The organism is Phytobacter cepae (assembly GCF_054165735.1).
In genome coordinates this window covers 4,689,241-4,704,011 of record NZ_CM135107.1, presented here as the reverse complement: position 1 = coordinate 4,704,011, position 14,771 = coordinate 4,689,241, and the positions used below count along the sequence as shown (strand labels likewise).

The window sequence follows — 14,771 nt, the reverse complement described above, 5'->3', positions numbered from 1 at the left end:
AATGCACCAAACACACAGTAGATATGTGGTTATGTGTGATTACTGACCGACGATTATCTCCTTTATCGGCCAGATACTCGCGATCATATTCTGATTATGACGAAATGCCGTAATCTGGATCACTTATTATCTTAGCTGTTCCAGCAGAATCATTAATCTGTGAAATGAGTCACCGCTTGCGAACTCGCAAAAAAATAGTTGAGTCTAAAAATTGAATTTTGTCTTAACCATCACCATCTCATCAGGATGCGAATCGCAAACCATACTCGACGGGTGCCAGAGGCGTTCGTCCCCTAACAGGAGATGCCAGTGCGCTGGATACCGCTATTAGCTGTTTTTTTGTATGTGTACATTGAGATTTCTATTTTCATTCAGGTCGCGCATGTGTTTGGTGTCCTGATGACGCTGCTGCTGGTAATTTTCACTTCGGTCATTGGGATGTCGCTGGTGCGCAATCAGGGCTTCAAAAACTTCCTGCTGATGCAGCAAAAGATGGCGGCAGGCGAAAGCCCTGCGGCGGAGATGATCAAAAGCGTCTCGCTGATTATCGCCGGTCTGCTGTTACTGCTGCCGGGATTCTTTACCGATCTGCTGGGGCTGTTGCTGCTGTTGCCACCTTTGCAGAAGCTGCTGACGCTTAAACTGATGCCGCACTTGCGTTTTGCCCGTATGCCGGGCGGTGGTTTCAGCGCGGGGCCCGGTGCGGGCAATACCTTTGAAGGTGAATACCAGCGTAAAGACGAACAACACGACCGTCTGGATCACAAAGACGATCGTTAACCGTTACGTTGAGAGAGAAGCCCGGTTAACCGGGCTTTTTTTATTGTGTCACCAGCGTGCGTTTCGGTAACAGCAACCACAGCCCTGCCAGCATCATAATCGCGTACAGGCTCTTCCAGCCGGGAATGGCTAGTAACAGCAGGCACAAAATGCTGCCCACCCAGGCCAGCGCCTTGTAACGGCCGGTCAGCAGGCGACATCCCGCCATCATGCAAAGCAGATAGATAAGAATAAAGATGCCATTGGCGTAGATGATCAGCGTGTCGAGATTGATGGAGAAGGCATAGATGCCAAGCGTACAGATGACGCAGCAGATCAGTACCGCATTGAGCGCATTAAGCGGGATCTGCCGGGGGGTGAGGCGGGCCAGCGGGCTCTGCGGCTTATACTGGGCCTGCGACCAGACGAGGCGTGCAAAACTCTGGATATAAATGTTAAGACTGGCGAAGCAGGCGAGGTAGCCAATAATACAGGCCATCCACAGCGTCTCTTTGCCGAAGAGGTTTACCACGATAATGGGCAGTGACGCGGCGGCACCCTGGGCGCGCCAGAGATCGAAATGCAGTACCACCACGGTACAAGCCCAGTAAACGGAACCGGCCAGCATCAGGCCAATCATTAATGCGCGAGGGAAATCCCGCTCCGGGTGTTTAAATTCAGATGCCAGATGGGCGAAGGCTTCAAGCCCGACGAAACACCAGAACATCACCGCCAGCGCGCCCGTCATACCAGAAAGCGAGACATCCGCAGGTGCAGGGAAGGGGATGGTCGACAGGGACAAGTCGCCTTTCCACCAGATAACTGCAATCAAGGCGACGATAAGCCCGGCAATGATCATCTGTAAGTTGGCGCTGGAGCCCGCTCCGCGCGTGCCGACCAGCCAGATAAGCCCCAGCGTTACCAGTTCAGCCATTAATAGCTGCCAGCCCTGCCAGCCAAACATCCCTTGTCCGAAGCCAGCCGCAATATGTAAAGCAGCCGGAAGGCCGACCGGGATCACCGATAAAAACAGCCAGCCGGTCACCCGCTCAAGCCGGGGGCCAAATGCCATACCAACAAAATGCGCGACGCCGCCTGCGCTGGGAAAGCGCCGCCCCAGCACGGCAAAGACGATGGCGACAGGGAAAACGAGGGCGATTAAGACCGGCCAGGCCCACAGGCTGTCATCACCTGCCGCCAGCGCCGCCAGTGCGGGCACGGCGAACACGCCTGTCCCCAGCAATGAGGTGGATAGCAGCCCAATACCTTGCGCCAGCCCCAGCTCTTGTTTTAATCCTGCCATGCTTCTTTTCCCTGTCTTTGTCATCACGTTGTCGTTAGGGCCATGCTATCACAATAGATTTTACTTATGGCTGCGGGCCAGCCTGCCTGATACTGCGGCTTGCCTTCTGCTTTTCTTGCCCCAGAGCGCATTTATACGAATTTTTTTTAGGATCCCCCTTGAAGGGGGAAAAACCGATCCCCATCTCTCAGGTCACCAGCCGGAGAAGCCAGTGCGGACCGGCGCCATCCATAACTGATAATGACTTTCTCAAAGGAGAGCTATCAATGAGTATTCGTCCGTTACATGATCGTGTGATCGTCAAACGTAAAGAAGTTGAATCCAAATCCGCTGGCGGCATCGTTCTGACCGGTTCAGCAGCAGGCAAATCAACGCGTGGCGAAATCATCGCTGTCGGTAAGGGCCGCATTCTGGAAAACGGTACTGTGCAGCCGCTGGACGTAAAAGTGGGCGACATCGTGATTTTCAACGACGGCTACGGCGTGAAATCTGAGAAGATCGACAATGAAGAAGTGTTGATCATGTCCGAAAGCGACATCCTGGCAATTGTTGAAGCGTAATCCGCGACCGACACTGAACATACGAATTTAAGGGAAAGAAAAAATGGCAGCTAAAGACGTAAAATTCGGTAACGACGCTCGTGTGAAAATGCTGCGCGGCGTAAACGTACTGGCAGATGCAGTGAAAGTGACCCTGGGCCCGAAAGGCCGTAACGTGGTTCTGGATAAATCTTTCGGTGCACCGACCATCACTAAAGATGGCGTTTCTGTGGCACGTGAAATCGAACTGGAAGACAAGTTCGAAAACATGGGCGCGCAGATGGTGAAAGAAGTGGCCTCTAAAGCGAACGACGCTGCAGGCGACGGCACCACCACCGCGACCGTACTGGCACAGTCCATCATCACCGAAGGCCTGAAAGCCGTTGCTGCTGGCATGAACCCGATGGACCTGAAACGTGGTATCGACAAAGCTGTCACTGCTGCGGTTGAAGAGCTGAAAGCCCTTTCCGTTCCATGCTCTGACTCTAAAGCGATTGCTCAGGTTGGTACCATCTCCGCTAACTCCGACGAAACCGTAGGTAAACTGATCGCTGAAGCGATGGATAAAGTCGGTAAAGAAGGCGTGATCACCGTTGAAGACGGTACCGGTCTGCAGGACGAACTGGACGTGGTTGAAGGTATGCAGTTCGACCGTGGCTACCTGTCCCCGTACTTCATCAACAAACCGGAAACCGGTGCTGTTGAGCTGGAAAGCCCGTTCATTCTGCTGGCTGACAAAAAAATCTCCAACATCCGCGAAATGCTGCCAGTGCTGGAAGCCGTTGCGAAAGCTGGCAAACCGCTGCTGATCATCGCTGAAGATGTTGAAGGCGAAGCGCTGGCGACCCTGGTGGTTAACACCATGCGCGGCATCGTGAAAGTGGCTGCGGTTAAAGCACCAGGCTTCGGCGACCGTCGTAAAGCTATGCTGCAGGACATCGCTACCCTGACCGGCGGTACCGTTATCTCTGAAGAGATCGGTATGGAGCTGGAAAAAGCAACCCTGGAAGACCTGGGTCAGGCTAAACGTGTTGTGATCAACAAAGACACCACCACCATCATCGATGGCGTGGGTGACGAAACGGCAATTCAGGGTCGTGTGACGCAGATTCGTCAGCAGATCGAAGAAGCGACCTCTGATTACGACCGTGAAAAACTGCAAGAGCGCGTAGCGAAACTGGCTGGCGGCGTTGCGGTAATCAAAGTCGGTGCTGCGACCGAAGTTGAAATGAAAGAGAAAAAAGCACGCGTTGAAGATGCTCTGCACGCGACCCGTGCTGCGGTTGAAGAAGGCGTGGTTGCAGGCGGCGGTGTTGCACTGATTCGCGTTGCAAGCAAACTGGGCGAACTGCGTGGTCAGAACGAAGACCAGAACGTGGGTATCAAAGTTGCGCTGCGCGCGATGGAATCTCCGCTGCGTCAGATCGTGCTGAACTGCGGCGAAGAGCCGTCTGTTGTGGCTAACACCGTGAAAGCGGGTGACGGCAACTACGGTTACAACGCTGCGACCGAAGAATACGGCAACATGATCGAGATGGGCATCCTGGATCCAACCAAAGTGACCCGTTCTGCTCTGCAGTACGCGGCATCTGTGGCTGGCCTGATGATCACCACCGAGTGCATGGTAACCGACCTGCCGAAAGGCGACGGCCCTGACTTAGGTGCTGCTGGTGGTATGGGCGGCATGGGTGGAATGGGCGGCATGATGTAATTTAATCTCCATACTTCAGGCCGCAGGTGCGTTGACTGCGTTCATTCACCCCAGTCACTTACTCATGTAAGCTCCTGGGATTCATGAACTTGTCGCCTTCCTGCAACCTGAATTATTCGATTAAATAAACATCTCGCTAAAAATGAGAAACCCCCGGGCAGAAATGGCCGGGGGTTTTTCTTTTGGTCATCTTTTTAGTATAAGATTCATACACGGACGTAAGACGTCCAGCTCATTGATTATGGGGAATAACATGCAGGTAAAATATTTAGCAGGGATCGTGGGTGCAGCCTTATTGCTGGCAGGTTGCAGTTCCGGCAATGAGCTCTCTTCAGGCGGGCAGAATGTACGCTTTGTTGAAGATAAGCCGGCCGCAGAATGCCAGTATCTGGGTACCGCTACCGGCAAGCAAAACAACTGGCTGTCCGGGCAGCATGGGGAAGAGGGCGGCTCAATGCGTGGCGCAGCGAACGATCTGCGTAATCAGGCAGCCCAGATGGGCGGTAACGTGATTTTTAGCGTAACCAGTCCGACGCAGGGCTTCCTGTCCAGCTTCGTGCCGACCGCCAGCGAAATGAACGGTCAGGTCTATAAATGCCCGAACTGATGTCATGAGAATGCACGGTGCCCCTGAATTGTCTCAGGGGCATGTTGAAATTACTTTTCTGCGGATTTTTGTTTAACCTGCTGCTGCAACAGTTGCAGGCTGCGCATACATTGTTCAAGCGTCAGACGGTGCCGTTTATCGGAACTCAGCGTTTTAACACTCACCTGGCACGGCTTCCCTTTTAGCTTGTTCAAACGGTGGCTGTAATCCAGCACCCGGCGGGTAATGGCTGCCATGTCGTCGCTGTTCGATACACTGCGGGTTTTGATCACCGTTCCGCCATACTGCACCTCGCCATTTTCATCGGTGTAGTGATACACCAGGGCGTGGTGATGAATAAATAACGCCTGTTTCCATTCATCCTGAAAATAAGTGTCATAGGCAATATTGCCATCAGATAAAAACTCGGCATCGTATAAGGGAAGAAAATCCAGAATAGACGAGAGGCTGAGGGCCACATCACGCATGCCCGCATTATTTATTGCATGAATAATTGCCGTGACCAGTAATTCAATCTGCTGGGCATTAATGCCTAATTTAAATGTTTCGCCACACTGCAAAGAAAAAACAAAAACGAGCTCGTTTTCACTGTTTTCGCGCAATTCTACTTTATTAACGCGCTGACCAATATCGGCGTTTTGTAGCTCGTCCACATCAATAGCTGGAATATGGCTTTGCATCTTTTTAGTTGTAGAATCAATGGATTTACGTTGCTGTTCTTTGGCCTTCCCCGCAGATGCCGCCTGCAGCGTAAGCCGATGTTCGAGGCCGAGCAGAAGATCTTTCAGCGCAACCAGAGGGAAAAAAAGTAAAGACTGCTTACTTTTAGGATGTTTGATTTTTAAGGCTAAAGCCGCGAATTTATCATTTTGAAGAATAACGCCGGTATTGACACTCATAATAGTGAATATCATCTGGTTCTCCTTAACCATTCATATTTTATATTCATGCATAAATGCAGTGTGCCATCATAACAAAAAATAAAGCACATTGATCCCCGGATGAATAATCAATTCATCCGGGGAAATAACAGGAGAGGTTATTACGATTGGCGCAATTGTAAATCCAGCGGCGTCTTACTCGGTTCGCCACCAATTTCACGGGCCAGCTTCGGCACCATATAACCGGACACCAGCGTGAGTAATTCGCGCATAATAGTGCGGGCCTCGTCGTCACTCACCATAAAGTGAGCCGCCCCCTGTACTTTATCCAACACATGCAGGTAGTAGGGCATCACACCCGCATCAAACAAGGCATTGCTGAGGTCGGCCAGCGTCTGCGCATTGTTGTTAACATCACGCAGCAACACGCTTTGATTAAGCAGTCTCACACCCGCCTGACGTAATTTTGCCATTGCCGTGCGGAATTCCTCATCAATCTCTCTGGCATGATTGATATGGTTGACCAGCAGGATTTGCAGCGTAGAACGGGCGAAACGTGCGGTCAGGTTATCAGTGATGCGTGCCGGGATAACAATGGGCAGACGGCTGTGGATGCGCAGACGCTTGATATGTGGAATCGCTTCAAGCTGTTCAAGCAGCCAGTCCAGTTCCTTGTCTTTCGCCATCAAGGGATCGCCGCCGGAGAAAATGATCTCATCCAGCTCCGGATGATCGGCAATATAGTCCAGTGCGACCTGCCAGTTACGTTTATTGCCCTGATTGTCGGCATACGGGAAATGACGCCGGAAGCAGTAACGGCAGTTCACCGCACAGCCGCCTTTTACCAGCAGCAGAGCGCGGTTGCGGTATTTGTGCAACAGACCCGGCACGGCATTATGCTGCTCTTCCAGCGGATCCGTGCTAAAACCTGGGGCAGCGAGAAATTCTTCGCGTGAGGTTAAAACCTGACGTAAAAGCGGATCGTTGGGATCGCCTTTTTGCATGCGCGCAACAAACGCGCGGGGTACGCGCAGCGCAAACAGGCGCTTTGCCTCCCGTCCGGCAAGGAGATTATCGTCAGCGTCTATATTTAAAACGCGCAGTAGTTCATCGGGATCGGTTATTACATCGGCAAGTTGCACTAACCAATCTTCTCTGGATGGGGTATTTAGGGTTACAATATGCGCCATTTTGTGGCTTAGCTACCAGTTAACAATTTTAGAGGGCCTTTATGGCGACTTACTATAGCAACGATTTTCGTGCCGGTCTTAAAATCATGATGGACGGCGAACCGTACGCGGTTGAAGCCAGTGAATTTGTGAAACCGGGTAAAGGTCAGGCATTCGCACGTGTTAAACTGCGCCGCCTGCTGACCGGTACTCGCGTTGAGAAAACCTTCAAATCTACTGACTCCGCTGAAGGTGCTGACGTTGTCGATATGAACCTGACTTACCTGTACAACGACGGTGAGTTCTACCACTTCATGAACAACGAGACCTTCGAGCAGCTGGCTGCTGACGAGAAAGCGGTTGGCGACAACGCGAAATGGCTGCTGGATCAGGCTGAATGTATCGTTACCCTGTGGAACGGTCGTCCGATCGCGGTTCTGCCGCCGAACTTCGTTGAGCTGGAAATCATTGAAACCGACCCAGGCCTGAAAGGCGACACCGCAGGTACCGGCGGTAAACCAGCAACGCTGAGCACTGGCGCAGTGGTTAAAGTTCCGCTGTTCGTACAGATTGGCGAAGTGATCAAAGTGGATACCCGCTCAGGCGAATACGTATCCCGCGTTAAGTAATCCACGTTATCTTTTAAGCGGCCTTATCGCAGCTTGAAGATTTTGTGTTGAGTGATGGCGCAGCAGCCCTGTTGCGCCATTATTTTTCAGGGCAGAAATGATGAAACGTCTTCTCAGTCTTGTCGCGCTTATTCTTGTCGCCACTACCTTGCTCGCCGGGTGCAATACCGCACGTGGTTTTGGTGAAGACATTAAACACCTCGGCAGTTCTATTTCCCACGCTGCCAGCTAATACTTTCACATCGTCCTAAAAATCATCTCTCTTCCGGCATGTTGCGCAATCTTGTCTATGCTTAAGTGGCTATACACAAACAATATTGGCTATAAAAGGAAGATATTATGGTTAAGAAGACAATTGCTGCGATCTTTTCTGTTCTGGTACTTTCTACTGTGCTGACTGGCTGTAACACCACCCGTGGTGTGGGTCAGGATATCTCCGATGGCGGCAGCGCTATCTCGGGCGCAGCAACGAAAGCGCAGCAGTAATCCCTGTCGGTACGGCGTATGCCGTACCGTTAATTCAGGCTTTCTGGCAAAGAATGCGCGATTGCGGTCACTTCTGGCAGTGACAGAAACGGTGTAAAACGAGTCCCCATCCCCAGCTTCATTCTGATATTTCGCTTATAGGTATAAACCGTTTTTCCGTTGATGCTGAGCTTACTGGCGATTGACTGGTTACTTCTGCCTTCCATCCATAGCGATAACACTTTCTCTTCCTGACGTGTCAAAAGCGGCGTGGCAAGTTGTGGCACATGACGAATAGGGCGTGCCAACACCGCAGCATCAATCGCGTAGGCCAGTGTCTCCAGCGGAACCGTCTTCAACAGGCTCGCATGAACGGCATATTGTGCACAGTACTCCGTAAGCGCTTCATCCTTCCCTGAATCAAGAAGAATCAGGCGGTTCTCTTCGCTGCATGCGGAGAACAAAGAGGAGAGCTGGTGGATATGGTGCAGATCGTTTTTGAAGCCAAACAGATCGGCAATGATCAGATCGGGTTGCCATTGTGCAATATGCTCTTTAGCGAGCATTAAGTTATTCAGTGCCGTCACCAGGAATGAGGCGGGGAAAAGATCGGTTTGATTGAGCCAGGTTTCCAGCCCCGTTCGGGTGAAATAACAACGGTCAATCAAGAGGATTTTGAACATTTTTTTCTTCGCAGTAGAGTAGTGGCGCACGGCTTCCTTTTCCCGGATAGCACCTCATCATAGGGGGTAGAGATGGCGAATAAATGCCTGAACTACGCTGCTAACAGTGGCTATTTCTTGCTTTAAGTCACTTAAATCGATGCAATTGCAAAAATATTGCATTGTGACTGTTGCTGAGCCAGAATTTACTTTCTCTCACCAGCCTGTCGGGACGACCCGATAGCGCCATTCACAACGGGGACGGCCCCACACTGGAGCCAAACATGTCCTGGTTAATTCTTCTTATTGCAGGTCTTCTGGAAGTGGTTTGGGCTATCGGCCTGAAGTACACGCAGGGATTCACGCGTTTAACGCCCAGCATTATTACCGTAACGGCAATGATTGCCAGCGTCGTCCTGCTGTCATGGGCGATGAAAAGCCTGCCGGTCGGTACGGCTTATGCGATCTGGACCGGCATTGGCGCGGTGGGGGCAGCGATTACGGGGATGGTGCTGCTCGGCGAGTCAGCCAGCCCCGCCCGATTGCTCAGTCTGGGGCTGATTGTTGCAGGTATTATTGGGCTTAAACTCAGCACCCATTAATAGGTCTGATTAATCCACATCAGTTTTTCTACCGCAAAGCCTTCGCGGGCGGCGATATCAACCATCTGTTTTTTCACTGTATCCGGTAATGTCGGCGTGCGGGACAAAATCCACAGATAGTCGCGATTCGGCCCGCACACCAGCGCATGCTGGTAATCTTTATCGAGCGCAATGATGTTATAGCCGCCGTAGAATGGCCCGAAGAACGACACTTTCAGTGCAGCACGGCGGGTATCGCCGGTGAAATAGGCTTTACCCACCGACTGTTGCCACTTACCCCTTTCCCGATTGTATCCCCGGTTGATGACCTGAATGCCCCCATCGTCCATGGTGCTGTAGGTGGCAGTGACCTTTTCGAGACCGCGTTCAAAGCTGTGGTCGAGACGCGCGATTTCATACCAGCGGCCGAGATAACGCTGGGCATCAAAATTTTCAACAACGGTTACACCAGAGGGTGGGGTGGGAGTGCTACAGGCCACAAGCAAAAACGCAGCGGCAGCAGTGGCAATGACAGGCAGCAAGCGCATGATATTTTCCTTTCAGGTTTTTTAGCTAAGTGTAGAACCTGGCGGAAAAATTGCTCCCCTGCCGATGCAGGAGAGCAAGCAATATCAAATAAAAATCACGCCTACCAGGGTTACCACACTCAGGATGGCAGCGAGACCGTAAAACACCCACTTGCCGTTTGGCACATGGACTTTGATATCGTGCATGGCGTGGTGCAAGCGGTGAAGACCGCACCAGAGCGGCAGGACGATCATCAGGAACAGGAAGGCGCGGCCCATCAAGCTCTGGGCGAAGGCCAGTACGCGTTCATAGCCGAGCGCCTCGCCTGGGTAGAGTCCTAGCGGCAGCAGTATACCGACCAGCAGCACTATCACCGGGGCAACGATAGCCCCCCACATGCCGCCTGCGCCAAACAATCCCCAGAAGACGGGTTCGTCAGAACGTTTTGGATTTGGATTAATCATCGTGGTCTCCTTACCAGAACAGGGCGATGAAGAGGATGACCAGGGTCACCAGCACGGTTACCGCCCACAGCCCTTTAATAATCGGCCCGGGTTTCAGCTTCTCATCTTTAATGATGACGTTCGCCGCCTTCGGCGCCAGCTCAAACCAGGTTTTGGTATGCAGGAGTGCAGCGGCCAGGGTTATCAGATTTAAGATCACCACAATCGGGTTTTGCAGAAAACTGACAAAGCTCATCCAGGACTCTGGACCATGCTTAAGAGAAAAAAGGCCGAAGATCAGCACAATACTGAACCATACGGTGGGCAGAGCGGTACCTTCACGCAGCATGTAGAAGCGATAAAACGGCAGCGATTTCCACCAGCTCGACGGCATGGGCCGGACATAAGGTTTGCGTTGGGTCATTTTGCGTTCCTTAGCGTGGTTTCAGGGTGGCGATAAGAAAGTCTTTCGAGCTTTCTACTTTGCCCTGTTGGATGGCGGCAGCCGGATCGACATGTTTCGGGCACACTTCCGAACAGTAACCGACGAAGGTGCAGCTCCAGACCCCGTTCGGGCTGTTCAGTTGCGCCATTCGCTGCTGCTGGCCTTTGTCCCGGCTGTCGAGGTTGTAACGGTGCGCCAGGGTGATCGCCGCCGGGCCTATAAACTCTGGGTTCAGCCCAAACTGCGGGCAGGCTGCATAGCACAGGCCGCAGTTGATACAGCCGGAGAACTGATGGTATTTCGCCATCTGTGCCGGGGTTTGCTTGTTAGGCCCCTGATCCGGCGTACGGGGATTACCAATAATGTACGGTTTGATGGCTTCCAGGCTTTCGATAAAGTGGGTCATGTCGACCACCAGATCGCGCTCAATGGGGAAGTTTGCCAGCGCTTCGATTTTCATCCCTTTACTGTATTCACGTAAAAAGGTTTTACAGGCAAGCTTCGGCACTTTATTGACCATCATGCCGCAGGAACCGCAAATCGCCATACGGCATGACCAGCGGTAGCTAAGGTCGGGCGCCAGGTTATCTTTAATGTACCCGAGCGCATCCAGCAGCGAGGTTTGCTCATCATAAGGCACATCGTAAAAGGCACTGTGAGGGGCAACGTCTGCTTCCGGGTTGTAGCGGACCACCTCAACTTTTAAGGTCTTCATCTCAGCCATGGGTCGCTTCCTTCTTCTCAGCGGCTTCCGCTTCAGCACCATAAACGCGTTTTGCAGGCGGTAACGTGGTGATTTTCACGTCGCTGTAGTCAAGACGCGTGGTGCCGTCTGCATCACGGTATGCCAGCGTATGTTTCAGGAAATTCACGTCATCGCGCTCGGTGCAGCCTTCATCCAGCCGCTGGTGCGCGCCGCGTGACTCTTTGCGGGCCAGTGCGGAATGCGCCATACATTCCGCCACGTTCAGGCCGTGTCCCAATTCGATGGTGTAAAGAATGTCGGTATTAAAGACGCTGGAGGTGTCGGTAATACGCACCCGTTTAAAACGCTCTTGCAGTTCCGCCAGTTTATCGACGGTTTTTTGCATCAGCTCTGGCGTACGGTAAATGCCGCAGCCTTCCTCCATCGACTCGCCCATCTCATCACGGATTTTTGCCCAGTTTTCCGTGCCTTCCTGGTTAACCAGATTTTTGAGGCGCTGTTCAACGTCTTTAGCCTGCGCATTCAGTGCGGCATCATTCGCGGTATTCACAGAGTTTGCCCGCGCCATGGCCTGCTCACCGGCCAGTCGACCAAATACCACCAGTTCAGCCAGCGAATTGGAACCGAGGCGGTTAGCGCCGTGCAGTCCTACCGAGGAACATTCGCCTACGGCAAACAGCCCCTGAATCTGGGTTTCGCATTGTTGATTGGTTTCGATACCGCCCATGGTGTAGTGCGCGGTTGGACGAACCGGAATCGGCTCTTTCACCGGGTCGACACCCACATAGGCTTTCGCCAGTTCACAGATGAACGGTAAGCGCTCCAGCAGTTTTTTCTCGCCCAGGTGGCGCAGGTCGAGGTGCACCACGTCGCCGCGTGGGGTGGGGATGGTGTTGCCTTTCCGCCATTCGTGCCAGAAGGCCTGGGAGACTTTGTCGCGCGGGCCAAGCTCCATGTATTTGTTTTTCGGCTCGCCCAGCGGAGTTTCGGGCCCCATGCCGTAATCCTGCAGATAACGGTAGCCATTTTTATTTACCAAAATGCCGCCTTCACCACGGCAACCCTCTGTCATGAGAATGCCGGAACCCGGCAACCCGGTTGGGTGGTATTGTACAAACTCCATATCCCGCAGCGGGACGCCATGCGCGAGCGCCATCCCCATGCCATCGCCAGTGACGATGCCGCCGTTAGTATTGAAGCGGTAGACGCGGCCTGCGCCGCCAGTAGCCATGATCACGGCGTTGGCGCGAATCTGCACCAGCGTGCCCTCCATCATATTCATTGCGACCAGGCCTCGCGCCTGGCCATCGTCGACGAGAATGTCGAGCACGAAATGCTCGTCAAAACGCTGAATTTGTGGGAACTGAAGTGAAGCCTGGAAGAGGGTGTGCAGCATATGGAAGCCGGTTTTGTCGGCGGCAAACCAGGTACGCTCAATTTTCATCCCGCCAAAGCGGCGAACGTTCACTGAGCCATCGGGTCGACGGCTCCACGGACAGCCCCACTGCTCCAGTTGGGTCATCTCTGTCGGGCATTGATGCACGAAATAATCGACAACATCCTGTTCGCACAGCCAGTCACCGCCAGCGACCGTGTCATGGAAATGATATTCAAAGCTGTCATGATCCTGCGCGACAGCGGCGGATCCACCCTCTGCGGCCACGGTATGGCTTCGCATTGGGTAAACTTTGGAAATGAGGGCGATTTTGGCATCAGGATTCGCTTGGGCGGCAGCGATAGCGGCGCGAAGTCCCGCTCCGCCTGCGCCTATCACAGCAAGATCGGCTTGAAAGGTATGCACGACATTCCTCCAGGTTTTATTATTTCGCACAACGGCATGCGCCGAAGACGAACGTGTTTACTACTCCTTTTTGTCGGGGGGAGTATAACCTTAGGAGAAAAAGGGAAATTTGATGTGTTCGATTGTTTTGCCGTTCTTCACCACCCATTAATCACTCAGGTTGATAAATGTCAGTCTGGAAGCGTGATCTGGCGTCCATTTATCATGTTCAGTAAATGTATTGCGCAAAATTTGTCTCTCCTGGCCGATGCGGGTAGACTTCGTGCCCTTATCAGAATTCGGAGAAAGTACCATGAGCGAGACGGCAACCTGGCAGCCGAGCGCATCCATTCCTAACTTGTTGAAACGCGCGGCTATCATGGCAGAAGTTCGCCGCTTCTTTGCCGATCGCGGTGTGCTGGAAGTGGAAACGCCTTGCATGAGCCAGGCCACGGTAACAGATATTCACCTGTTCCCGTTTGAAACTCGCTTTGTGGGACCGGGTCATTCTCAGGGAATGAACCTCTACCTGATGACCAGCCCCGAGTACCATATGAAGCGCCTGCTGGCCGCTGGGTGTGGGCCGGTGTTCCAGCTGTGCCGCAGTTTCCGTAATGAAGAGATGGGGCGTCACCACAACCCGGAATTCACCATGCTGGAGTGGTACAGACCGCACTACGACATGTACCGACTGATGAATGAAGTAGACGATCTTTTACAGCAGGTGCTGGAGTGCCCGGCCGCAGAGTCACTTTCTTATCAGCAGGCTTTCCAGCGTCATCTGGATATTGACCCGCTTTCTGCTGACAAAACCGCGTTACGCGGCGTAGCGGCAAAGCTCGATCTAAGCAATATTGCCGATACCGAAGAAGACCGTGACACCTTGCTGCAATTACTCTTCACCATGGGCGTTGAGCCGCATATTGGTAAAGACCGTCCGGCATTTGTCTACCACTTCCCGGCAAGCCAGGCCGCGCTGGCGCAGATCAGTACCGAAGATCACCGCGTGGCAGAGCGTTTTGAGGTTTACTTCAAAGGTATTGAGCTGGCGAATGGGTTCCATGAACTGACGGATGCCCGTGAGCAGCAGCAGCGTTTTGATCAGGATAACCGTAAACGTGCGGCCCGTGGTTTACCACAGCAGCCGGTAGATACCAACCTGCTGGATGCACTGAAGGCCGGCATGCCAGATTGCTCCGGCGTGGCGCTGGGCGTGGACCGCCTGGTAATGCTGGCGCTGGGCGCAGAAAGCCTGGCAGACGTGATGGCGTTTACCGTCGACCGGGCTTGATGTAAAAGCAAACGGCAACCATCGGGTTGCCGTTTTGGGGTTTTCTCCCTCTCCCAGTGGGGCTGAGGAATCCCCAGTAATATTACGTTTTACAGCGATAACACTGCGCCATGAGAATAAAACCGTCACCGCGATGACAGGGTCCTGTTGCTATAGAAAAGCAAGAAACATAAGGTGAATGGAATACCCCTCTAAGCCGCATGTTTCCCCTCACCCTTGCCCTCTCCCCAAAGAGGAGAGGGAACTGTCCGTGCTCGTATTATTTGGTAGGG

General features: G+C 52.8%; 18 protein-coding genes. 9 read left to right on the top strand and 9 right to left on the bottom strand.

From position 1 onward, the window contains the following. The first annotated feature begins 309 nt into the window (after nt 1–309). Nucleotides 310–780: an FxsA family protein gene (locus ACUY4Q_RS22060; protein ID WP_458044784.1), complete on the top strand. Its 471-nt coding sequence runs from the start codon at nt 310–312 to the stop codon at nt 778–780. Between the two features lie 40 nt (nt 781–820). On the opposite strand, the gene yjeH is transcribed toward ACUY4Q_RS22060, so the two are convergent. Beyond that, entirely contained in the window at nt 821–2,062 is a 1,242-nt protein-coding gene (yjeH, locus tag ACUY4Q_RS22055) for an L-methionine/branched-chain amino acid transporter (RefSeq protein ID WP_458044783.1), read from the bottom strand. Between the two features lie 266 nt (nt 2,063–2,328). On the opposite strand from yjeH, the gene ACUY4Q_RS22050 reads away from it, so the two are divergent. The 3 genes from ACUY4Q_RS22050 to ACUY4Q_RS22040 all read left to right on the top strand — a co-directional run bounded on the left by ACUY4Q_RS22050 (nt 2,329) and on the right by ACUY4Q_RS22040 (nt 4,919). Then, complete coding sequence (locus tag ACUY4Q_RS22050; protein ID WP_013367964.1) at nt 2,329–2,622, top strand: co-chaperone GroES; 294 nt, start codon at nt 2,329–2,331, stop codon at nt 2,620–2,622. Between the two features lie 43 nt (nt 2,623–2,665). Beyond that, complete coding sequence (gene groL, locus ACUY4Q_RS22045) at nt 2,666–4,312, top strand: chaperonin GroEL (RefSeq protein WP_458044782.1); 1,647 nt, start codon at nt 2,666–2,668, stop codon at nt 4,310–4,312. 253 nt (nt 4,313–4,565) lie between these two features. After that, the gene (locus ACUY4Q_RS22040; protein WP_458044781.1) at nt 4,566–4,919 is read left to right on the top strand and encodes a DUF4156 domain-containing protein; all 354 of its coding nucleotides are present in this window, start codon (nt 4,566–4,568) and stop codon (nt 4,917–4,919) included. A gap of 50 nt (nt 4,920–4,969) precedes the next feature. On the opposite strand, the gene yjeJ is transcribed toward ACUY4Q_RS22040, so the two are convergent. Both yjeJ and epmB read right to left on the bottom strand, forming a co-directional pair. After that, complete coding sequence (yjeJ, locus tag ACUY4Q_RS22035; RefSeq protein WP_458044780.1) at nt 4,970–5,833, bottom strand: YjeJ family protein; 864 nt, start codon at nt 5,831–5,833, stop codon at nt 4,970–4,972. A gap of 128 nt (nt 5,834–5,961) precedes the next feature. Continuing rightward, nucleotides 5,962–6,990 carry an EF-P beta-lysylation protein EpmB gene (gene epmB / locus ACUY4Q_RS22030; RefSeq protein WP_458044779.1) on the bottom strand — a complete coding sequence of 343 codons (1,029 nt, stop codon included), beginning with the start codon at nt 6,988–6,990 and terminating at the stop codon, nt 5,962–5,964. 41 nt (nt 6,991–7,031) lie between these two features. On the opposite strand from epmB, the gene efp reads away from it, so the two are divergent. From efp to ecnB, 3 genes are all read left to right on the top strand, one after another. Beyond that, nucleotides 7,032–7,598 carry an elongation factor P gene (efp, locus tag ACUY4Q_RS22025; RefSeq protein ID WP_458044778.1) on the top strand — a complete coding sequence of 189 codons (567 nt, stop codon included), beginning with the start codon at nt 7,032–7,034 and terminating at the stop codon, nt 7,596–7,598. Between the two features lie 97 nt (nt 7,599–7,695). After that, entirely contained in the window at nt 7,696–7,830 is a 135-nt protein-coding gene (locus ACUY4Q_RS22020; RefSeq protein WP_458044777.1) for an entericidin A/B family lipoprotein, read from the top strand. Nucleotides 7,831–7,937: 107 nt separating this feature from the next. Then, nucleotides 7,938–8,084, top strand: coding sequence for a lipoprotein toxin entericidin B (gene ecnB, locus ACUY4Q_RS22015; protein WP_458044776.1), 147 nt, complete (start codon nt 7,938–7,940; stop codon nt 8,082–8,084). Between the two features lie 29 nt (nt 8,085–8,113). Here ecnB and ACUY4Q_RS22010 read toward each other — a convergent pair whose 3' ends face one another. Beyond that, nucleotides 8,114–8,746, bottom strand: coding sequence for a LuxR C-terminal-related transcriptional regulator (locus ACUY4Q_RS22010; protein WP_458044775.1), 633 nt, complete (start codon nt 8,744–8,746; stop codon nt 8,114–8,116). 263 nt (nt 8,747–9,009) lie between these two features. On the opposite strand from ACUY4Q_RS22010, the gene sugE reads away from it, so the two are divergent. Continuing rightward, complete coding sequence (sugE, locus tag ACUY4Q_RS22005) at nt 9,010–9,327, top strand: quaternary ammonium compound efflux SMR transporter SugE (protein ID WP_458044774.1); 318 nt, start codon at nt 9,010–9,012, stop codon at nt 9,325–9,327. Here the strand turns inward: sugE and ACUY4Q_RS22000 are convergent. From ACUY4Q_RS22000 to frdA, 5 genes are all read right to left on the bottom strand, one after another. Next, nucleotides 9,324–9,854 carry a lipocalin family protein gene (locus ACUY4Q_RS22000; RefSeq protein WP_458044773.1) on the bottom strand — a complete coding sequence of 177 codons (531 nt, stop codon included), beginning with the start codon at nt 9,852–9,854 and terminating at the stop codon, nt 9,324–9,326. The two genes, sugE and ACUY4Q_RS22000, sit on opposite strands and share 4 nt — an antisense overlap. Nucleotides 9,855–9,938: 84 nt before the next feature. Then, complete coding sequence (frdD, locus tag ACUY4Q_RS21995; protein ID WP_458044772.1) at nt 9,939–10,298, bottom strand: fumarate reductase subunit FrdD; 360 nt, start codon at nt 10,296–10,298, stop codon at nt 9,939–9,941. Nucleotides 10,299–10,308: 10 nt separating this feature from the next. Next, nucleotides 10,309–10,701 carry a fumarate reductase subunit FrdC gene (gene frdC / locus ACUY4Q_RS21990; RefSeq protein WP_458044771.1) on the bottom strand — a complete coding sequence of 131 codons (393 nt, stop codon included), beginning with the start codon at nt 10,699–10,701 and terminating at the stop codon, nt 10,309–10,311. Nucleotides 10,702–10,711: 10 nt separating this feature from the next. Beyond that, the gene (locus tag ACUY4Q_RS21985) at nt 10,712–11,446 is read right to left on the bottom strand and encodes a succinate dehydrogenase/fumarate reductase iron-sulfur subunit (protein ID WP_458044770.1); all 735 of its coding nucleotides are present in this window, start codon (nt 11,444–11,446) and stop codon (nt 10,712–10,714) included. Then, complete coding sequence (gene frdA / locus ACUY4Q_RS21980; RefSeq protein ID WP_458044769.1) at nt 11,439–13,229, bottom strand: fumarate reductase (quinol) flavoprotein subunit; 1,791 nt, start codon at nt 13,227–13,229, stop codon at nt 11,439–11,441. Before frdA ends, ACUY4Q_RS21985 begins: the two co-directional genes overlap by 8 nt. A 292-nt stretch (nt 13,230–13,521) precedes the next feature. Between frdA and epmA the strand changes: the two genes are divergently transcribed. Then, on the top strand, nt 13,522–14,499 hold the full coding sequence (gene epmA / locus ACUY4Q_RS21975) for an elongation factor P--(R)-beta-lysine ligase (protein WP_458044768.1): 978 nt from the start codon (nt 13,522–13,524) through the stop codon (nt 14,497–14,499). Nucleotides 14,500–14,771 lie beyond the last annotated feature (272 nt).

Coding starts and splice junctions, on each gene's coding strand:
- yjeH (WP_458044783.1), bottom strand. CDS start 2,062: ATGGCAGGATTAAAACAAGAGCTGGGGCTGGCGCAAGGTATTGGGCTG.
- ACUY4Q_RS22050 (WP_013367964.1), top strand. CDS start 2,329: ATGAGTATTCGTCCGTTACATGATCGTGTGATCGTCAAACGTAAAGAA.
- groL (WP_458044782.1), top strand. CDS start 2,666: ATGGCAGCTAAAGACGTAAAATTCGGTAACGACGCTCGTGTGAAAATG.
- ACUY4Q_RS22040 (WP_458044781.1), top strand. CDS start 4,566: ATGCAGGTAAAATATTTAGCAGGGATCGTGGGTGCAGCCTTATTGCTG.
- yjeJ (WP_458044780.1), bottom strand. CDS start 5,833: ATGATATTCACTATTATGAGTGTCAATACCGGCGTTATTCTTCAAAAT.
- epmB (WP_458044779.1), bottom strand. CDS start 6,990: ATGGCGCATATTGTAACCCTAAATACCCCATCCAGAGAAGATTGGTTA.
- efp (WP_458044778.1), top strand. CDS start 7,032: ATGGCGACTTACTATAGCAACGATTTTCGTGCCGGTCTTAAAATCATG.
- ACUY4Q_RS22020 (WP_458044777.1), top strand. CDS start 7,696: ATGATGAAACGTCTTCTCAGTCTTGTCGCGCTTATTCTTGTCGCCACT.
- ecnB (WP_458044776.1), top strand. CDS start 7,938: ATGGTTAAGAAGACAATTGCTGCGATCTTTTCTGTTCTGGTACTTTCT.
- ACUY4Q_RS22010 (WP_458044775.1), bottom strand. CDS start 8,746: ATGTTCAAAATCCTCTTGATTGACCGTTGTTATTTCACCCGAACGGGG.
- sugE (WP_458044774.1), top strand. CDS start 9,010: ATGTCCTGGTTAATTCTTCTTATTGCAGGTCTTCTGGAAGTGGTTTGG.
- ACUY4Q_RS22000 (WP_458044773.1), bottom strand. CDS start 9,854: ATGCGCTTGCTGCCTGTCATTGCCACTGCTGCCGCTGCGTTTTTGCTT.
- frdD (WP_458044772.1), bottom strand. CDS start 10,298: ATGATTAATCCAAATCCAAAACGTTCTGACGAACCCGTCTTCTGGGGA.
- frdC (WP_458044771.1), bottom strand. CDS start 10,701: ATGACCCAACGCAAACCTTATGTCCGGCCCATGCCGTCGAGCTGGTGG.
- ACUY4Q_RS21985 (WP_458044770.1), bottom strand. CDS start 11,446: ATGGCTGAGATGAAGACCTTAAAAGTTGAGGTGGTCCGCTACAACCCG.
- epmA (WP_458044768.1), top strand. CDS start 13,522: ATGAGCGAGACGGCAACCTGGCAGCCGAGCGCATCCATTCCTAACTTG.